This window comes from Streptomyces cellostaticus (assembly GCF_001513965.1).
Classification (GTDB): Bacteria; Actinomycetota; Actinomycetes; order Streptomycetales; family Streptomycetaceae; genus Streptomyces; species Streptomyces cellostaticus.
Genome location: NZ_KQ948035.1, coordinates 6,041 through 25,723, shown reverse-complemented (window position 1 = coordinate 25,723; position 19,683 = coordinate 6,041). Strand labels below are relative to the sequence as shown.

15 protein-coding genes are annotated in these 19,683 nt (G+C 71.0%); 8 read left to right on the top strand and 7 right to left on the bottom strand.

Annotated elements, in window-relative coordinates; all coding sequences use genetic code 11:
* Positions 1-45: 45 nt before the first annotated feature.
* Positions 46-141, bottom strand: a complete 96-nt coding sequence (locus tag AQI88_RS48600; RefSeq protein WP_167357491.1) for a UbiD family decarboxylase — start codon at positions 139-141, stop codon at positions 46-48.
* A gap of 169 nt (positions 142-310) precedes the next feature.
* On the opposite strand from AQI88_RS48600, the gene AQI88_RS30805 reads away from it, so the two are divergent.
* The 4 genes from AQI88_RS30805 (at position 311) to AQI88_RS30790 (ending at position 4,463) form a co-directional block, all read left to right on the top strand.
* On the top strand, positions 311-1,744 hold the full coding sequence (locus AQI88_RS30805) for a hypothetical protein (RefSeq protein WP_398698736.1): 1,434 nt from the start codon (positions 311-313) through the stop codon (positions 1,742-1,744).
* Entirely contained in the window at positions 1,741-1,965 is a 225-nt protein-coding gene (locus AQI88_RS30800; RefSeq protein ID WP_067005405.1) for a hypothetical protein, read from the top strand. Before AQI88_RS30805 ends, AQI88_RS30800 begins: the two co-directional genes overlap by 4 nt.
* Before the next feature lie 343 nt (positions 1,966-2,308).
* Positions 2,309-3,856 (top strand): outer membrane protein assembly factor BamB family protein, encoded by a 1,548-nt coding sequence (locus AQI88_RS30795; protein ID WP_067005403.1) that lies wholly within the window; start codon positions 2,309-2,311, stop codon positions 3,854-3,856.
* Between the two features lie 259 nt (positions 3,857-4,115).
* Positions 4,116-4,463 carry a DUF1330 domain-containing protein gene (locus AQI88_RS30790; protein ID WP_067005401.1) on the top strand — a complete coding sequence of 116 codons (348 nt, stop codon included), beginning with the start codon at positions 4,116-4,118 and terminating at the stop codon, positions 4,461-4,463.
* Positions 4,464-4,499: 36 nt separating this feature from the next.
* Here the strand turns inward: AQI88_RS30790 and AQI88_RS30785 are convergent, their stop codons facing one another.
* Positions 4,500-5,003 (bottom strand): cupin domain-containing protein, encoded by a 504-nt coding sequence (locus AQI88_RS30785; RefSeq protein ID WP_159050440.1) that lies wholly within the window; start codon positions 5,001-5,003, stop codon positions 4,500-4,502.
* Between the two features lie 65 nt (positions 5,004-5,068).
* Positions 5,069-6,022, bottom strand: a complete 954-nt coding sequence (locus AQI88_RS30780; RefSeq protein ID WP_079057908.1) for a zinc-binding dehydrogenase — start codon at positions 6,020-6,022, stop codon at positions 5,069-5,071.
* Between the two features lie 272 nt (positions 6,023-6,294).
* Between AQI88_RS30780 and AQI88_RS30775 the strand changes: the two genes are divergently transcribed.
* The 4 genes from AQI88_RS30775 to AQI88_RS30760 all read left to right on the top strand — a co-directional run bounded on the left by AQI88_RS30775 (position 6,295) and on the right by AQI88_RS30760 (position 11,311).
* Positions 6,295-6,510, top strand: coding sequence for a hypothetical protein (locus tag AQI88_RS30775; protein WP_067005578.1), 216 nt, complete (start codon positions 6,295-6,297; stop codon positions 6,508-6,510).
* Positions 6,511-6,744: 234 nt separating this feature from the next.
* Positions 6,745-8,649: a trypsin-like serine peptidase gene (locus tag AQI88_RS30770; protein WP_244184400.1), complete on the top strand. Its 1,905-nt coding sequence runs from the start codon at positions 6,745-6,747 to the stop codon at positions 8,647-8,649.
* Between the two features lie 15 nt (positions 8,650-8,664).
* Positions 8,665-9,372, top strand: a complete 708-nt coding sequence (locus tag AQI88_RS46155) for a hypothetical protein (protein ID WP_159050439.1) — start codon at positions 8,665-8,667, stop codon at positions 9,370-9,372.
* 208 nt (positions 9,373-9,580) lie between these two features.
* Positions 9,581-11,311 carry a long-chain fatty acid--CoA ligase gene (locus tag AQI88_RS30760; RefSeq protein ID WP_079057928.1) on the top strand — a complete coding sequence of 577 codons (1,731 nt, stop codon included), beginning with the start codon at positions 9,581-9,583 and terminating at the stop codon, positions 11,309-11,311.
* A gap of 49 nt (positions 11,312-11,360) precedes the next feature.
* Here AQI88_RS30760 and AQI88_RS30755 read toward each other — a convergent pair whose 3' ends face one another.
* From AQI88_RS30755 to AQI88_RS30740, 4 genes are read right to left on the bottom strand one after another with little or no spacing between them, the layout of a single operon-like run.
* On the bottom strand, positions 11,361-11,795 hold the full coding sequence (locus AQI88_RS30755) for a hypothetical protein (protein ID WP_067005393.1): 435 nt from the start codon (positions 11,793-11,795) through the stop codon (positions 11,361-11,363).
* The gene (locus tag AQI88_RS30750; protein ID WP_067005391.1) at positions 11,792-12,874 is read right to left on the bottom strand and encodes a flavin-containing monooxygenase; all 1,083 of its coding nucleotides are present in this window, start codon (positions 12,872-12,874) and stop codon (positions 11,792-11,794) included. Before AQI88_RS30750 ends, AQI88_RS30755 begins: the two co-directional genes overlap by 4 nt.
* Complete coding sequence (locus AQI88_RS30745; protein ID WP_159050438.1) at positions 12,871-14,415, bottom strand: MFS transporter; 1,545 nt, start codon at positions 14,413-14,415, stop codon at positions 12,871-12,873. Before AQI88_RS30745 ends, AQI88_RS30750 begins: the two co-directional genes overlap by 4 nt.
* A gap of 31 nt (positions 14,416-14,446) precedes the next feature.
* Positions 14,447-19,627 (bottom strand): non-ribosomal peptide synthetase, encoded by a 5,181-nt coding sequence (locus AQI88_RS30740; RefSeq protein ID WP_067005388.1) that lies wholly within the window; start codon positions 19,625-19,627, stop codon positions 14,447-14,449.
* Positions 19,628-19,683: the final 56 nt, after the last annotated feature.

The following is a 19,683-nucleotide window of genomic DNA, read 5'->3' as shown; positions in this document are numbered from 1 at the left end:
CCTCAAGCCTGACGTAGGGGGAGGGTCAACCTGGCGGGCGCACAGTCAGCGGCGACCGGGCAGCCCCGCCCGCGCAACTGGCGGAGCGAAGACGATCTCGGCGCCGGCGGGCACGTGCAGGTCCACCGTCTCGGCCGACATCGGGGATTTTGCAAGGGGCGGTGCATCACCTGGGCAAAGGAAAGCCAACAGGAAACCGCGCCTTGAGGAACCCACAGCGTTCGGTATCCCTCTAGAGGGGTGACGCCGCGCTGTGCCCGGGTCCTCGGCCGTCCCCACGCCGGAGGCGGGCGGAGGGGAAGGACGGAACGTGCGGAACCGGGAGACGGCGGAAGCCGTGCCCAGGGACAGCAAGGACAGCAGGGACCGAAGGCGCATCGGCCGGATCGGGCGCTCTCCGGTGCGATGGCACCACGCGCTGCTGACCCTGTGGACGGCCGTCTGGTTCGTCGTGGCCGAACGCCATGGGGCCGTGTCCTGGCACTACCTGAGAAACGGCCAGCAACTGCTCTTCAGCCATACACCCGACGGCGGCCTCGCGCTCTACGCCAACCACCCCGAGCTACAGATCGGCCCGGTCAGCTTCCTGGTGGCCGCGCTGTTCGAACCGTTCCCCACCGAGGTGGGCGAGAAACTCGCCGACGCCTTCATGTCCGGCCTGGGCCTGTACATCCTGGTTCTGGTCGGCCGCGCCGCCGCCGACCACTACCGGGGCACCGGGCTCAACCACAAGCGCCTCCAGCAGCGGGTGCTGATCGCCGGGGCGGCCTTCATCCCCATGTGGGTGGAGGTCTCGGTACGTTTCGCGCACCTCGACGACGTCCTGGCCCTGTTCTTCACCACGCTGGCCGTACGGGCGCTGGTCCGTGGCAAAGGCACCTCGGTCGGCGTCTTCCTGGCCCTGGCGATCGACTCCAAACCCTGGGCGGTCGGCTTCCTGCCCCTTCTCCTGGCACAGCCACGCCCCACGCGCCTGCGTTCCGCCGCCTGGACGGTCGGCCTGGTGGCTGCCGCTTGGCTCCCCTTCTACCTCACCCACATGGAGACCCTGGCCGCTGCCCGCTTCACCATTCCCAACCAGCCCGCGTCCTCCCTCCGCTGGTTCGGCGTGCACGACCCCGCCACCCCCTGGTGGGACCGTCCGGCCCAGATGGCGCTGGGAATGGCCCTGGGCGCACTGGCCGTCCGCCGACACCGCTGGCCGGCGGTCGTACTGCTCGCTGCCGACGCCCGCATAGTCCTGGACCCGAGTGTGTACACCTACTACAACGCCTCGGTCCTCCTCGGCACCCTCATCTGGGACTCGATCGGCCAGCGCCGCCTGGTGCCCTGGGTCAGCTGGATCGCCCTCATCTCCCTCTACGGCAGCGCCCTGCTGGTCCCCTCCGATTCCGCCCAGGGCTTCATCCGCCTCGCCTTCGCGCTCGGCTCCGCCGCCTACGTCCTTTGGTGGCCCCAGCGCACACCCCGCAGCAAGCGCAGGGGCCGACGGCCGCAGACTCCACCGCCAACACCACGGTCGGCCGAGCGGGACACCAGCGCAGTGCCCCACCGGAGACCGCCGGCATCCACGAGGCTTGCGATGCCGGGGCCGCCCCTGCCGATGCCGTACGCCACGATGTGCTCGGTCGGCAGTGTGTGTTCCTCGGCGCAGTGGTCGCCCTGGTCGGGCGGCGCGTGGCCGGGACGGACCTTCATGGCGACGGCGCGCAACTCGAGCGGACGCACGACGACGAGGCCGTGAAGTCCCTCACCGCCGAGGCCGGGGCCTCGGCGAAAGCCGCGCAGCAGGTGGCGGCCGCACGTGGCCTCCGGGTCGTAGGGGCCGTACAGCTCCGGATCGCCGGCCAGGCCGACCACTGCCCCTGTGGGGGTGTGCGGTGCGACTTCCGCCGCGGCCTGGATCTGCGCCTCCTCATCGCCGACAGCGAACAGAGGCTCGCGTTCCCCACCCGGCTCCGGTGATTCGCGGGTTCGTAGAGGTAAGTGCCGTGGGTGACGGGCCCGCCGCCCGGGCCGCCCGTCTTGCGGTGGTTGACGGCATGGTCCGGACGGTCTGCATTCGGACGGCGCCGCGTACCTTCACCGATGGCCAGCCGGGTTGCTCCCCGGGAATGAATCCCCCGCCGCGCCTCCCCCTCGTACGCCGGTGACCTGACTGTCCGTCATCACAATGACCCTCGGCCGGACGTCAGCGTCCACGCAACCGGAAACAAGGGCGAATCACATGGCGCAAGTCACTGCACCGACGCACCGACGAAGGAGAGGAGGACGAGGGCTGCTCAGGCCGAGGGCCAGGGCGGCCTCGATGGCGGGACTCCTGCTGCTCGGGATCGTTGCTCCGGCGCAGGCCATCGAGTCCACCATCTCGGTGAACAACAAGCGCACCGGATGGGACCCGAACGAGCCGAACCTGTCGCCGTCCAAGGTGTCCTCGTCGACTTTCGGGCGGCGCTGGTCCACCCCGGTGAACGGCTCGGTGCTGGCCCAGCCGCTGGTCACCGACAAGAACGTGGTCGTCGCCACCGAGAACAACTACGTCTACGGCATCGACGCCATCACCGGGAAGACGAAGTGGACCCGCCAGCTCGGCCCCGCCTGGCCGACGTCGGCGGTCAGCTGCCAAGACCCCGCGCCGCGTACCGGGATCACCTCCACCCCGGTGTACGACCAGTCGACCAACACCGTCTACCTCGCCAACAAGGTCAACGACGGACCGGACGTCCAGCATCCGAGCTGGTACTTCCACGCGATGAGCGCGTCCACCGGCCTCGAGCGCGGCGGCTGGCCGGTGAAGATCCAGGGCACACCGACCAACAGCCCCGGCCACCCGTTCAACTCGTTCACCGCCGCCCAGCGCCCCGGCCTGCTGCTGCTGAACGGCACGGTGTACGCCGGCTTCGCCTCCCACTGCGACAAGGGTCCGTTCGTCGGCCAGGTGGCCGGGGTGAAGGTCAGCACCCGCAGCCTCAAACTCTGGTCCACCGAGGCGGGCTCCAGCACCCAGGAGGCCGGCATCTGGCAGAGCGGTGGAGGGCTGGTCTCGGACGGCTCCGGCCGGATCTTCTTCACCACCGGCAACGGCTCCGGAACGGGTGCCTCGCCCGGCCGCGGCCCCGGCAACCAGCCGAAGGGCCACTTCGGCGAGTCGGTGGTGCGGCTGGGCGTGAACAGCGACGGCAGTCTCTCGGCCCGGGACTTCTTCAGCCCGACGAACAACCAGACGCTGGACCAGGGCGACACCGACCTCGGCTCGGGCGGCCCGGTCGCGCTGCCCGACAGCTTCGGTACCACCGCACACCCGCACCTGCTGGTCCAGGTCGGCAAGGACGGCCGGGTCTTCCTGCTGGACCGGGACAACCTGGGCGGCATGGGCCAGGGCCCGAACGGCACGGACAAGCCGGTCAGCATGACCGGACCGTTCCAGGGCGTCTGGGGCCACCCCGCGGTCTATGGCGGCGGCAATGGCTACGTGTACACCGTGGCCTCCAGCGGCAACGGCTTTGCACCATTGCGCGCGCTGAAGTTCGGCGTTGACAGCGCGGGCGTTCCGCGACTGACCAGCATCGGCACCAGCAAGGAGGGCTTCGGCTACGCCTCCGGCTCCCCCGCGGTCACCTCCAACGGGACGGTCAGCGGCTCCGCGCTGATCTGGGTGGTCTGGTCCGGCACCAGCCCCGGCGGTGTCGGCGGCGAACTGCGGGTCTACGACGCGGTGCCCGTCAACGGCACCATGCACCTGCGCCGCTCCTTCCCGATCGGCACGGCGTCCAAGTTCATGGTCCCCGCCACCGACCGGGGCCGGGTCTACGTGGCGACCCGGGACGGCCATCTGGTGGCCTTCGGCCCCGCATAGGACCGTTTCACGGCAGGGCGTGCCCGACCCGGGGAAGGGTCGGGCACGCCCGTGTGTCCGGAGCCGGGTCGGCGCCGCGGCGGCCACCGGAGATGGCCGGCGAAGAGGGAGCGACCGGAACCATCGACGCCTGTGCCCAGCTCTTTCGCTGCCAACACCGCCCCGGGGCCGGTGCTGCATTACCTGCCACGTCATCGACCGCAGCGCGTTCCGGCGGCAGGATCGTGGACGTCAAGAGCCGACCGGCCGGAAGGATGCCATGTCCGCCTACGCGATAGCCCATCTGCAGGAAGCTGCTCCCCACCCGGAGATCGCCGAGTACATCGAACGCATCACCGCGACCTTCGAACCGTACGGCGGCCGCTTCCTCGTGCACGGCGCGCAGCACGAGGTGAGGGAGGGCACATGGCCCGGCCACGTCGTGGTGATCGGGTTCCCGTCGATCGCCGACGCGCGGGCCTGGTGGAACTCAGCCGCTTACCAGGAAATCGCACCACTGCGCTCGCGTCACATCGAGGGCGACATCATCCTGGTACCCGGGGTGGGCGAGAGCTACGACGCGGCGGCCACCGCCCAGGCCATGCTGGAAGCACTGCCCGTCTGCTGAGCCCGGGCGGGGATGTCGGCCGTCCCCGGCAGGCGGTCACTCGGCGTCGAGGGCGTGACCTCCGGGAGCCTGGTGGGACCGGGTCTGGTAACGGCTGCGGAATTCGGCCAGCAGCTCGTCGGTCGCCTCGGCCCCGGCGCTCACGGCGGCATGGACGTCCCGGAAGTAGTCTTCGTAGCCGGCAGGGGTGTAAAGGCACAGCGCGCGTGCGGGGACCGGGCCCGCATTGCGGAAGCCGTGCGGGGTGCCGCGGGTGGCGGCGAGCAGATGTCCGGGGCCGACCGTCACCTCGTCGTCTCCGGTGTGGAGCGTCAACTCACCCTCGAGAACATAGAAGTACTCGTCGTGTCCGTCGTGCACGTGAGGCCTGGCACCAATGGTGCCGGGGGCGAGGCTGAACTCCTCGAAGGCGAAGTGCCCGCCCGTGTGCTCGCCGGTGAGCCGGAAGAAGTGCGCGACACCGGCGACGTCTATGAGTTCACCGTCCTGGGGGCGGCGCAGCAGCGGACGGGCGGGGGTAGAGGCATGATGATCGGTCATAGGGGCATTGTGACCGAGACCCGGCCCGGTCATCGGCTCCGTACGTGATCGTCCAGCACCAGACCCTAGTCCTGCGGAGAAGGCACCGTGGCGTGCGGTTCAGCGCCTGCCACCTCCAGGACCGCCTTTCCGGGTATCCGACGCCCGCGAAGTGCCCCGGCCGCCTCGTCGAAGCGGTCCCAGGATCCTTGCCAGCCGATCTCGACCGTGACGGCACCCTCGGCGGCCAGTTCGGTGAGAGCGGCCAGGTCCGCGCCGGTGTCGCCCTCGATGACGAAGGAGGTCAGCGACTTGGCCGGGCCGACGGTCGCGTACGGCGGAAAGACCGCCGGCTCCCCGGAAGTCCAGCCGACGCTCTGCACGCTGCCCCCGGGTGCGAGCAGGTTCCAGGCCTCGACCAGCTGGGGGCCGCCGACGCTGTCGATGACCACGTCGACGGGTTGCCGGAGTCCCTCAAGGCCGATCAGCACCTCGTCGGCGCCGGCCTCGGCCAGCCCTTCCCCGCGGGCCGCCGAGCCGACAGACGCGATCACGTGGGCACCGGCCCGCGCCGCCAACTGGACGGCGAACCGGCCGACTCCGCCGGAGGCGCCGGTGATCAGCACCCTCTTGTCCGGCCCGAGCCCGGCGGCCCGCAGCGAGCGCAGAGCGGCCACTCCGGCGACCGGCAGAGCGACCGCCTGCGCCGGATCCAGGCCTTTGGGTACTTCGGCGAGCGCACCCACGTCGATGGCGACGCGTTCGGCGAACGCCCCCGAGGTCAGGGCCACCACTCGGGTGCCCACGGCCGGGCCGGTTCCGTTCGCGGCGGCCTGTACGACCACTCCGGCAGCGTCCGAGCCGAGCACCGCTCCCACCGGGACCCGGCCGGAGCGGGCGTCGTTGAGGTCGCCGTAGTTCAACGACGCGTGGGAGACGTCCACCAGGACCTGCCCCGGCCCGGGCACGGGGTCGGGAACCTCGGCGAGGCGGACGGCGGCGGGTGCGGACGGATCGACGACGAGAGCACGCACGGACATGTCTTCTTCCTTTGGTTCACGAGGTGTTACAGCAGTCATCCTCGGCAACCTTGCTCGTCAGCGGAAGGAGGCACATTCATGTCACGCAGGCACACCCGGGTTACCGAAGCTATGAGGGACGAAGCCGGCCGTCCACGACACCGCGGCGGGGCGGGAACCCGACGAGCAGCGGGGCCATCAGGGTGGTCCCAGGCCGTGTCGGGCGGCCGACGCGGGACCGGTTGGCCATGCTGGGCCAGGAGCAGACCCTTCCTGGCGACAAGGAGCACGGTATGCCGACGGACCCGGTCGGACGATTCCTGGCGGCCCTGGACCCGGAGCACCGGGAGGCCGTCGGCGCCAAGCCGCGCGACGAACAGGAACGGCTCGCGGCGGCCTGGGAACGGGAACTGGAATCGGACACCGAGCTCGACACCCTCGACGAGCTGTCCCCGCCGGCAGCAGAGGCCGAGGCGGCCCGCCGCGTCCTGGACCGCGGAACCGGCTAGCCACCCGCAGCCGGGCCCTCGGCTGGTTCGAGCGATCCTGACTCTGGTCGGGGCGGTGCCGACATCGCCTTGCCGGTCTGTCTGTCTGCCTGTCTTTGACGCTGCGTCATCGCAGCGGGTGGCGGTTGGTACCCTTCCCACTTCATGTCGAACTGGAGTGCGGTATCGGAGGTCCGGGCCGGAAGTCCGAGATCGCTCGCCGTTCGGCTTTCTCCAAGACGGAAAGACACCTCGTTGAGTTCCCATTCCAAACGGATCACGGCCCTCACGCTCAGTCTGTGCGCGGGCATACTCGGCGGCGGACCCGCGCTCGCCGCGACGGACACCCCGCTGCCGTCGGCACCCGGCGCGTCATCGGCCCGCACGCAAGAACCCCTCGCGCCGACGGCCGGCGCACGGTCTGCCGAGCCCTCCTCCTCCGACTCCTCGGGTGGGCCGGGTCTGCGTGCAGAGGAGAAGTACTGGACAGCGAATCGCATGGACAACGCCGTCCCGGTCGACGCCGCCCCCGGCCACTCCCCCACCGCCTCAGCGCCCGGCATCCACGCGCGCAGCACCCCTCCGCCCGGCACGCCCGCCCCCCAGCACTTCGACGGCCACCCGATGGTGGGCACGTTCTTCTTCGACGGCAGGCCTCTGGGCGGCAAGAGTACGTACTGCACGGGCAGCGTCGTGCACACGGCCGCCCGGGACATCGTCCTGACCGCCGGGCACTGCGGCCGTGGCCTGGAGAGGGCCACCCATCGCATCTTCGTGCCGCAGTACCGCAGCGGGCGGTCCGCCACCCAGCAACCGTACGGTGTCTTCCCGGTGTCCCGGATGTACATCGACCCGCGCTACACGGCGAACACCAAGAAGCCCACCTCCGACCTGGACCTCGCCTTCGCGCAGGTCGATCGCAACAACCGAGGCAAAGTGGAGGCCGTCACGGGCGCGTTGACGTTCACGCCCGTCACCAACTACACCCACCGCGTCACCGTCATCGGGTACCCCGGCTCCGACAGCGTCAACCCGAAGCACCAGGCGATCCGTTGCCCGGTCACCACCTCGCGCCTGTCCGGTTTCCGGCAGATGCGGATGGCCTGCAAGGGCTTCTACGGTGGCGTCTCCGGGGGCCCGTGGATAGAGGGCTACAACCGCACCACCGGCACAGGCAAGGTCATCGGCAACACGGGCGGATACTTCGGGGGCGGCAACGACGCCAACGACGACTGGGTGACGTACGCTCCGGTCTACGGCAAGGACGCCCAGGACCTCTTCAACGATGCCGCCGCCCATCGCACGGTGAAGGCGAGGCCCCCGTACCAGCCGTCGGCGGACAGCCCGGCACTGCCCGGCCCGGCGAGTACCTGGCAGCATGCCAAGCTCCTGGCCTCGGGCGACTTCCGGAACACCGGCCACAGCGACATGATCGTGGTCTGGACCGACGGCGAGGTCACGCTCTACCCCGGCAACGGACAGGGCGGTTACGGCTCCGAGCAGCGGCTGCTGGCCCCCAACAGCACCTGGACGCACGCCGCGACCATCACAGCCGGCGACTTCACCGGTTCCCACCAGTTCGACCTCATGGTGCGCTGGCCCGACGGCAAGGTGACCCTCTACGGCGACGTCGGCTCCAAGGGCCTGAACGGGACGGGCACCCAGATGATCGGCCCGAACGGCACCTGGAAGAACGCCACCCAGATCGTTGCAGGCCGCTTCGGCGCGGCCCAGTACGCCAGCGACCTGGTGGTGCGCTGGTCCGACGGCGAACTGACCCTCTACACCAACGTCAGTGCCGGTACCTTCGGCCAGGAGCACAAGCTGAAGGATCCGAACGGAACGTGGAAGAACGCCGCCCTCCTCACCAGCGGCGAGTTCTCCGGCAACCAGACGTGGGACCTCATGGTGCGCTGGACCGACGGCGAACTCGACAACTACGTCGGCACCACCACCTCGGCGCTCGGCGCCGAGCACCGCCTCCTGGACGCCAACGAGCCGTGGACCCACGACCTGGCGATGACCACCGGCAGCTACACCGGAAACGGCCGTACCGACGACCTCGTCGTCCGCTGGTCCGACGGTGGGACCACCCTGTACGCCGACACCAGCGCCACCCGGCTGGGAACAGAGCACACGCTCGTCGCCTCGCCCTCCTGAGCCACACCCCACCGCATGGCGCCCCGCACCCAGCGGGACGCCATGCATCGCTCGGGTGCAGGGAAACTCGTGGAACTCAACCCTAAAGTGGGACAATATGCCAAACGCCTGGACGGTAGGGACTTCAGCGGGGAAACTCCCCTCAACGGGCGTTCGTTCACGCTCCGTTACTCGGCGTCGTCGTCACAACAGACGGAGGACATTATGAGCAAAGCTGTCCGCCATTGGTTAGCGCGCGGAACCGGCGTGGCAGTCGCAGCGTTACTGATGGCCGGGAACACGGCCAGCGCCCATGCTGCTGATCATCACGGTCGCCACGTCCACATCAACGCGAACTTCGCGGCGACTGTCGTCGTGGATCCGGATTCCCTGACCTGTGGTGGTTTCGATGTGACCGCGCAGGGGACCGCCACCGGCAGTCCGATCGGCGCCAAGGGCACGTGGCAGGACCAGGAGACTGCTTGCACGTTGCCCCTCCCCGGCCACTACGACATCAACGGGACTGCCATCATCGGAGCCCGCGACGGCGATCAGATTTCCCTCGGCTATCATCTCACCGCCCCGCTCACGGACGGCACTACCGTCTACCCGTCCGGCACCTTCTGGATCAAGGGTGGCACCGGCGAGTACGCCCACGCGTCCGGCGGCGGGACGATGAACGCCGTAGTCAACCTGCTGGATACCGCGCATGTCTCCGCGACATTGGACGGGTCGATCTCCTAGCAACGGAGGTCGGAGGCGGGGGTTCGTCTGTACGCGCAGGGTGACGAGACGGCCCCCGTCGCCCACGAACTGCGGGTCAGCGTCCCCGCCCAGCGCGTGCCATCGCGCCCCCGGCGGAGAGATCTTCCTGGCCAGGCTGGTCAAGGCTCGCCGTGACCAAGGGGTGAGCCGGCCGGTGACGTTCCGTATGCCGACGCAGGGGGGCACCATGAAGAGCACGATGCAGGACCGCGAACTGCTGGTCCGCGACATCCTCGCGCACGGGCAACGCGTCTACGCGGACAGCCGGGTGGTGCGATGTGCCGACGGGCCGAACGCACGGTCCTCACAGTCCTTCGCCGACATCGCCGACCAGGCCGAGCGGCTGGCCGCGGCACTGACCCGGCTGGGCGTGCAGCCCTGTGAGCGGGTTGCCACGCTGGCCTGGAACACCCCCGAGCACCTGGTGGCGTATCTCGGCGTACCGAGCATGGGCGCGGTGCTGCACACCCTCAACCTGCGGCTGCACCACGACCAGTTGGGTTACATCGTCGAGCACGCCGAGGACGCCTTCCTCCTGGTCGACGCGACCCTGCTGGACCTGCTCGCACCGCTGCGGGACCGGCTGGGCAGCGTACGCCACGTGGTCGTCATCGGCGACGCGCCGGAGGTGGACCTGCCCGGGCACATCGCCGTGCACCGCTGGGACGAGTTGCTGGCGGCCGAGCGGCCCGGCTTCGGATGGCCCGACCTGGACGAACGGGAGGCGGCGGCGCTCTGCTACACGACCGGCACCACCGGCGCCCCCAAGGGCGTGGCCTACAGCCACCGGTCGATCTTCCTGCACACGCTCGGCATGTCGGCCAGCGCCGGTTTCGCGATGCACGACGGCGACCGAATCCTGCCGATCGTGCCGATGTTCCACGCCAATGCCTGGGGCTGGCCGTACGCGGCCTGGCTGGCGGGCTCCGACCTGATCATGAACGGGCGGCTGCTGCACACCCCGGAGCTGGCCCGGATCATCAACGAGGAGCGGCCCACCGCAGTGGCGGCGATCTGCACGATCTGGAACAGCCTGGTGCACCACGGCGAGCAACACCCGCTGGACCTGAGCGCCGTAAGGCTCGCGGGCTGTGGCGGCGCCACCCCGCCGCGTGCCCTGCTCCAGCAGCTCAAGGACCGCTACGGGGTCCGCCTGAAGCAGGGTTGGGGCCTGACCGAGACCAGCCCGCTGGCCACCTTCGCGGTCCCGCCACACGGCACCCCGGACGAGGACGAGGTCGACTGGCTGGCGAAGAGCGGCCGGGTGATGCCCTGCGTCGAGGTGCGGCTGATCGCGGAGGACGGCACCGAGCAGCCGTGGGACGGTGCGTCGGTGGGCGAACTGGAGCTGCGCGGGCCGTGGGTGACCGGGTCGTACTACAACACCGCTGATTCCCCGGAGAAGTTCCACGACGGCTGGCTGCGTACCGGCGACCTGGGAGTGATCGAGCCGGGCGGCTGGGTGGTGGTCAGCGACCGGCTCAAGGACGGCATCAAGAGCGGCGGCGAGTGGATCTCCTCCATCGAGCTGGAGAACGCGATCATCGAGCACCCCGCGGTGCTGGAGGCGATCGTGGTCGGTGTGCCCGACCCGCGCTGGGAGGAACGCCCGCTGGCCTGTGTGTCGTTGGTACCGGGCGCCGAGATCGGCGCGGACGAGCTGCGGGAGTTCCTGGCCGGGCGGGTGGCCCGCTGGTGGGTGCCGGAGCGGTGGTCGTTCGTGGACGCGGTACCGAAGACCAGTGTCGGCAAGTACGACAAGCGGTCGGTGCGGGCGATGTACGCAAAAGGAGCGCTGGACGTCTCGGTCCCGCCGGTCTCCGAGGCAAAGGCCCCCACGGCGTCCGGAGGCCTCACCGCGCCACAGGCGTCCGGAAGCTCGAACGCGCGCCAGGTGTCCGGGCCGCCTCGGGAGTGAGCGGCGGTGCGGCGCCCCGGATCACCTGAGGCGCCGTCTGCGGGCCGCCTCAGGCCGACGCGCGTTGCGCCGCCTCGGCCAGCAACTCCCGCTGCCGGCCGGGGTCGAGACCCAGCTCCCGGACCAGCCGGAAGGTCAGCAGCAGCCGGGCCTGGAGCGTCGTCTCGGGGTCCAGGTGCTCACCGCCGGGTGCCTCGCCCCCGTACAGGCCGACGGCGACCAGGCGTTCGAGGGACACCGGGTTGAAGTCCTCCGCGCCGTCCTCCAGTGAGCCGAGTACGCCTGCGACGTAACCGCTTATCTCCTGCAGTGTCGCGCCCTGCGGGAAGCGGCGACGGACCGCCAGCCCGAAGGCGGCGCCGACCGCCTGCCCGTAATGCGGGTCGGTGGGGTCGAGGGCGGCGGACTTCTGCGCGAATCCGATGAAGTCGAACGCCAACAGCGCGCCCAGCACATCGAGTTCGGTGACAATGACGCTGGTCATGACGGCTCGCCTTCTGCCGCAGAGGAAGGGGTCGGGGTGTCGCGGGCGGCGGTGGCGGCCACTGCCGCGATGCGTTCGGCGTCCCGGCCGACGAAGCCGAGCAGCGCCGAGCCGCGGGTGCGCATCCGGTACAGGCCCAGGTAATAGCTGCCGGGCAGCGCCCCTACGCCCTCGGTGTGGCGGGGCTGCCCGGCCTCGTCGAGCATCTGCGGGTCGAGCCAGCTCCAGTCGGTGCGGTAGCCGGTCGCCCAGATCACCGCGGAGGGTTTGATGCGCTCGCCGTCCGCGACCAGCAGTTCGGCGCCCTCGGCCGCGGTGATCCGGCCCACCGTTCGGATCCGGCCGTCCGCGACCAGCGCGGGCACCCGGTCGCCGACGACCGGGTCGGGTGCCTGCATGTTCACCGGCATGCTCATCACGCCGAGGACGCTCATCCACCAGAACATGTCCCGTCCGACGACGGTCTGCGGCAGCTGCGGTGAGACGGTGTCGCCACGGCTGAGCACCACGCTGTGGCTCTCGGCCAGCTCCACGGCTATCTGCCGCCCGGAGTTGCCGTCGCCCACGATCACCACGGTGCCCGGCGGCACCTGGGCGGGGCTGCGGTAGTCCCCGGTGTGCAGGGACGGCACCTGCGGACTCAGCCCGGCGCCGAACTCCGGAACCCGTGGGCTGCCGAACGCGCCGGTCGCGATGACGACCTGGTCGGCCCGGCAGTCGCCGTGCGCGGTGGTCAGCAGATAGCCGTCGCCGTCCCTGCGCAGTGCGAGCACCCGGTGGTCGGGCAGCACCGGAAGGCCGAACCGTTCGGCGTAGTCCCGCAGATACGCCGCGACCTCGTCCTTGCCGGGGTAGCGCGCACCGTCGCCGGGGAAGGGCAGGCCCGGCAGCGCGGAGAACTGCGCGGACGTGAACAGCCTCAGCGAGTCCCAGCGCCGCCGCCATGTCTCGCCGACTGCGCTCCCGGCGTCGAGCAGGACGCACCCCAGGCCGGCCTGCCGCAGGTAGTACCCGGCGGCGAGCCCGGACTGGCCCGCTCCGACGACGGCGACCGGCACGGTGGCCGGCAGCGCGCTCATCGGGTCTCTCCGGCGACGGCGTCCGGGCGGCGGTCGGCGGCCGGGCGGGCCGGGGTGCGGCCGCGCAGGCCGACCAGGACGACGGCGGAGGCGGCGACGCACAGGACCGCGGCGACCCACATCGCGGCGTGCAGCCCGGTCAGGAACGAGCTGTCGGCGTCGGCCACCACGGCTTTGCGCAGGCCCGGTGGGGCGTGCACGACCGCCCCCAGGGTGCCGCCGAGGGACGTCCGCGCCTCAGCGGGCAGTACGCCGGCCGCGTCGTCGAAGGAGTGCCGGTAGACCGACCCCAGGACGGAACCGAGCACCGCGACGCCGAAGGCCGTACCCATGTGCCGCACCGTGTTGGCGACGGCGGACCCGGCGCCCGCCTTCGCGGGCTGCACCGCGGACATGGTCGCCGTCATACCCACCGCGAACGTCGCCCCGAAACTCGGTCCGAACATGGCGTGCACCACCTCGAAGATCCAGATCGGCGTGGTGGCGTTCACCACGGCGTAGAAGACACTGCACGCGGCCATCAGCAGCCCGCTGCCGCCGAGCGCGACGGTGGGTCCCCAGCGGGCGATCAGCCGGGGGGCGCCCGCACCGGCCACCGTCGAGCCGACGGCGAGCGGCAGCGTCAGCAGCCCGGCCTGCACCGGTGTGTAGTTCCGCAGCTGCTGGAGGTAGAAGGAGAGGATGTACGTCGCCCCGGTCGCGACGAAGAACGACGCGGCCAGCGCCGCCGCGCCGATCGCGAACCGCTTGTCGGTGAACAGCGACGGGTCGAGGGCGGGCTGGTCCTTGCGGCGTGCGACCAGCACCATCACGGTGAGCAGGACCAGGCCGAGCAGGACCGGGCCGAGGACGGCGCCTTCCAGCCAGCTGCTCTCCTCGCCGCCCTTGATCACCCCGTAGACGAGGCTGCCGACACCGGCGATCGACAGCAGCACCCCGGCGACGTCCACCCGGGGGGCCTGGGCGCTGCGGTTCTCCGGCACCTGCAGGCCGATCATCGCGAGGGCGACGACCGCGAAGGGCACGTTGACCAGCAGCAGCGACCCCCACCAGAAGGCGGACAGCAGCGCGCCGCCGAGGACCGGCCCGGCCGCGATGCCGACGCCGGCCGACGTCGACCAGTAGCCGATGGCCCGGGTCCGCTCCTCGGCGGGGAAGACGCTCGCGATGACGGCCATCGTGCAGCCTGGCACGACGGAGGCACCGACGCCCATCACGGCCCGCCAGCCGATGAGTTCAGCGGGGTTGGAGGACCACGCACCGGCCAGGGATGCGCCCAGGAAGACCGCGAGGCCGGCCAGCAGCACCCGCCGCCGGCCGAACCGGTCGCCGAGGATGCCGGCGGTGAAGAGCAGCGCCGCGAAGGTGAGCGTGTAGGCGTCCATCGACCACTGCAACTCGGCGTTGGACTCGCCCAGTCCGCGCTGGATCGACGCGAAGCCGACGGTCATCACCGTGTTGTCGATGGTCGCGATGAACATCGTCAGCGCCATCGCGATCAGTATCAGCCACCGTTTCGGGTGGGCCTGATCAGTTCGCATACCGATTTTCCTCATTCCTCGGCCGGTCGGGTCAGTGGGCGTCGAGTGCCCGGCGCAACTCGCCGGCCAGGATGCGCAGCCGCTCGCCGCGCATCACCGTGTAGTGGTCGCCGGGTACGTCGACGAGGTCGGCATCGCCGGGGAAGTACGCCATCCAGCGCGACGCGGTCTCGACCGTCGCGCCGCCGTCCGCGGCCCGCAGCGACAACACCCGGCCGGCGAAGCTGCTGGGTGCGTGGCGCAGGAGGGCCCGGTAGTTGTTCTGGAACCGGCTGACGATGCGGCTCAGCGTGTCGAGGTCGATGTCGTCGGACAACGCCCCCGCGGCGCGTGCCTCGGTGTGCAGCACCTGCACCGGCGGGCGGCTGTCGAACGCCTCGGGCGGCAGCTCCCAGTCCACTGCGGCCAGGCCCGCCAGATCCCGGGCGAACCAGGACAGCAGCACCTCGTCGGCAACGGGCGCGCCCTCGGCCGGTCCGGGCGGCTCCATCAGGTCGACCACGGCCAGCAGGTCCACCTCGGCGCCCGACGCGGTGAGTCGGGCGGCCATCTCCAGGGCGATCACCCCGCCCATCGACCAGCCGCCGAGCCGGTACGGTCCGTCGGGCAGCGCCTCGCGGACCGCCGCGGCATAGTGGGCGGCCATGTCCTCGACGCTGAGCAGTTCCACGTCCGGCAACTGGAGTGCGTAGAAGGGCTGGTCGTCGCCGAGGAGTCCGGCGAGTTCCGCGTAGCAGAGCACGTCGCCGCCGACCGGGTGGACGAAGACCAGCGGAGGCCGCGAGCCGGTGGTGCGTACCGGCACCAGCGCCCTGCGGCCCTCCTCGCCGTCCTCGCTGTCCTCGGCCTCCCGGATCGCCTGGGCGAGCAGTTCGATGGTCGGCCGGGCGAACAGGGTGGACAGCGGCAGGCTGCGACGAAGGCCGCGGGCGATCCTGGCCATCAGCCGCACCGCGAGCAGCGAGTCGCCGCCGAGTTCGAAGAAGCCGGCGGTCACCCCGATCTCGGTCATGCCGAAGAACTCCGCCCAGATCTCCGCGAGTCGGCGTTCCACGTCGTCGCGGGGCGCGACGAAGCCGGCGCCTTCGACGGCGACCTCGTCGGGTGCGGGCAGTGCCGCCCGGTTGACCTTCCCATTGTCGCTGAGCGGCAGTTCGTCCAGGACGAGGATGCGCTGGGGCACCAGATACTTCGGGACCGCGTGACGCAGCGCCTCGGTGATCTGGGCCTCGGTGTCGTCGCGTCCGTCGTCGAGGACGACGTAGGCGATCAGCCGCTTGGGGCCGTGCCGTTCGCCCGCCGCGACGACCGCGGCCGCCCGCACCCCTTCGCACTGGGTGAGGGCGGCTTCGACCTCGCCCAGTTCGATGCGGTAGCCCTGGACCTTGACCTGGGAGTCCTGCCGGCCGAGGAATTCGATGGTGCCGTCCGGCAGGAAGCGTCCCAGGTCGCCGGTGCGGTAGAGGCGCTCACCGGTGACCGGGTGGTGCAAGAAGGCGGCCCGGGTCTTGTCCTCGTCGTTCAGGTAGCCGCGGGCCAGTCCGATGCCGGCGATGTAGAGGTCGCCCGGCACCCACACCGGGCAGGGCCGCATCGCGCCGTCGAGGACGTAAAAGCGCTGGTTGCGCATCGCCTTGCCGTAGGGGACGCTCACCCAGTCGTCCTGGACCTGCCCGATCGGGTGGCAGATCGACCAGATCGACGCCTCGGTGGCGCCGCCGAGACTCCACTGCTCGGCGTCCGGCAGCAGCAGCCGGATCCGGCCGGGCAGCGTCACCGGGATCCAGTCCCCGCTCATCATCACCAGCCTGAGCGGCAGCCCGGTGAGCCGGTTCGCGTGGGCGTGTTCGGTGAACATCTCCATCAGCGCGGGCACGCTGTTCCAGATGGTCACCCCGTGCTCGGTGACGAGTTCCGCCCAGCGGGCGGGTTCGCGGTGCGCGGACGGTTCGGGCAGGACGAGGGCGCCGCCCACCGACAGCAGCCCGAAGACGTCGTAGACCGACAGGTCGAAGTTCATCGCGGACAGTCCGAGTGCCCGGTCCGCCGCGGTGACGCCGTAGCGCTCGTTGACGTCGACCACCGTGTTCAGGGCCGCGCCGTGCTCGATCATCACGCCCTTGGGCAGCCCGGTGGAGCCCGAGGTGAAGATCACGTAGGCGAGGTCGGCGGGCCTGGCGCCGGACGGGCCGAGCGGCCGCTCATCGCCCTTGTCGTCGGCCCGCACCACGGTCCTGGCCACGCCCTGCGGCCAGTCGGCCGTGTCGTCCACCCACGGCTGGGTGACGACGCGGCTGATCCCGGCGCTGTCCAGCAGCACGCGCAGCCGCTCGGCGGGCACCCCGGCGTCGATCGGGACGTACGCCGCCCCGGCCCGCAGGATGCCGAGGGCCGCGACGACCTGCTCCCAGCCCTTGTCCATGACGATCGCCACCAGGTCGCCGGGGCCGGCTCCCTGGGCGCGCAGCCGGTGCCCCACCTGGTTGGACCTGCGGTCGAGGTCGGCGTACGTCAGGGTCAGGGCCTTCGAGACGACCGCGGGCTCGTCGGGCCGCAGTGCGACCTGGCCGAGGACAGCGTCGTGGAGCAGCCCGTCGGGTACGGGCCCGTCGGTGGCATTGGCCGCGGCCCGTACGTCCAGGTCGGCGGCCGGTACGAGGGCGGGCGCGGGCCGCTGCCAGGTCGCCGGGTCACGGGACAGGTCGTGCAGCAACCGCAGATAGGCGGCGAACATGGCGTCGATGCAGCCTGCCGGGAACAGTTCCTCGACCACGTCCCAGTTCAGGACGAGTTCACCGGCCTCCTCCACCGCCTGGTGGTCCAGCCACACCTGCGGCGTGCGAACCGAACTGCTGACCTGGCGGCCGTTCTCACCGATCCCGGTCAGATACTGCACGACTCCGCGCTGCTCGGTGTCCTGCTGGCCCGAGAAGTTCACCAGGCTGGTGAAGACGACCGGCGCGGCGGCCCGCACCGAGGCGCCGTGGGCCCGGTTCAGTTCCCTCAGCACTTGCACACCGCTGACCTGGCTGTGCTCCAGGTCGCTCCACAGCCGGCGCTGGACACGGTCGGCGCGGGCGGCGAACGCCTCGGTGGCCGAGTCGCGGATCTCCAGCAGCAGGGTGGTGGAGAAGTTGCCGATGACGTCACCGACCTGCGGATGCAGCGGCAGGCGGTTGAAGAACAGCAGGTTCAGCGAGAAGTCGGGGGTGGCGCTCCACGCCGCGATCACCTGCGAGTACGCGGTGCACAGGGCCGCGGAGGCACTGACCCCGGCTGCCGCCGCGGACTGCTTGAACCGGGTCCAGTCCTCCTTCGCCAGGGTCGCGCCGCGGTGGTTGAACACCGGCCGGTCCAGGCTCGACGGGTCGACGGCCAGCGGCAGTTGGGGGGCAGGCGGCAGCGTGTCGAGCCGGTCCCGCCAGTAGGCGAGCGCCCTGTCGTGCTCGGGTCCGCCCTCCAGGGCGCGGGCTTGGCGGACGTAGTCCCGGTAGCGCAGCCGCAGTTCGGGCAGTGACTCACCGCGGTAGTGCGCCGCCCACTCCTTGAACAGGATCGACGTGCTGAAACCGTCGATGATCAGGGCGTCGAAGCCGGCGTGCAGCCGGATCACCCGGTCGTCGATCCGGGTCACCCGCACGTCGAACAGCGGCCAGCGGCTGGTGTCGAAGACCTGACTTCGCATCTCCTCGTATACGGCGGCCAGCGCGGCTTCGCGCCCGGCCGGGTCCAACGCGGAGACGTCGGTCTCGCGGATCACGTAGGCCGGGACGTCGCGCTGCACACGCTGCTCGCCCTCGGCGGTGAAGACCGCCCGCAGCATGTCGTGCCGTTCGATCATCGCCCGGAAGGATGCGCCGAGCCGGTCCAGGTCCACGTTCTCCACATCGATCTCGATCTGGAAATAAGTGGAGGTGTTGCCGAGTTCGAAGACGTCGCCACGGCCGACGAGGTACGCCTGCTGGAGGTCGGTCAGGCCGAACGGCTCGTAGCGCTCGGCGTCGTCCTGGGGTGCGGTGGTGTCGTCGACGTCGGCCTGCGGAGCTTCGGTGCCGGCGCCGAGGGCGGCGAGTACGTCGTCGACGATGTCTTCGGTGCTGCGGCCGTTGAGGAATGCCGTCATCGGCAGCAGGACCTCGAACTGCCGGTTCAGCGTCAGCCGGATCTTCATCGCGATCAGTGAGTCCAGGCCGAGCGCCTGCAACGGCTGGCGGGCGTCGAGCCGGGCCGCTGCGGTGCCCAGCGCCTGGGCGACGGTTCGGGTCACGAAGGCCCGCACCGCCTCGGGCGTGTCCGCTGGGGCAGGCGCAGGTGCCGTCAGGGCCGCGGTTTGCGGGCGCGGTTCGGGCACCACCGCGGGTTCGTGTGCTGCCGCGGGTCCGGGTACGGCCGCGGGTTCCGCCGCGGGCCGTGTCTCGGCGGGGGCGAAGCGTACGCCGTCGGCCTCGGCGACGAGCCGGCCGTCCGCGGCGACGAGCCGGATGCGCGCCTGGACGCCGCCGTCGAGCAGTTCGGCATGACATCGCAGCCCGTCCTGAGGGCCGCCGTGGGGGTAGTGGACGAAGCGGTCGAGCCTGACCGGCACGAGGGCCTGGCCGTGCGTGGGGAAGCAGGCCAGCGCGGTCTGGAACATCGCGTCGACCAGCCCGGGGTGCATCAGGTAGGGCTCCGCCTCGCCGGGCATGGCGGGCCGGATCGCGGCTGTGGCCTCGCCCCGGCCGAGCCGGATCCGCTCCACCCAGCGGGCGGCGGAGCCCAGATACAGTGCGCGCTGCCACAGCAGCCGGTACAGCTCGTCGCCGGTCAGCTCGCGGCCCGACTCGGCCAGTGCGAGCGCCACCGTGGGGGCGGCCGACGCGTCCGACCGGGCCCGGCCCTCCGCGTGCAGCTGCCAACCGCCGGCCGAGTCCTGCGCGTAATAGCGGAACGCTCCCTCGTCCATGACGAGTTGGGCGGTGCGGTCGTTGACCGTCGACGGATCGGCGCCGACCGGTTCGAGCACCAGGTCGACGGGCAGTTCCAGGCCCTCGACGGACACCGGTCCCGGCCCCGTGAGTTCGGTGACCGCCTCGATCGTGGACTCCAGGATCACCCCGGCACTGACCACCGGCCGCCCGCCGACCACGAAGTCGCCGAGGCAGGGGTGTGCCGCCGGGTCGAGCCGGGCGACGAACTGCGCCTGCGTGAGCGGCGACGGCAGCCGTACGCCCAACAGGCTTACTGCCTCGGCCGGTTGTTCCGCCGGTCGCGGCGCGCTGTGCGGGGCGA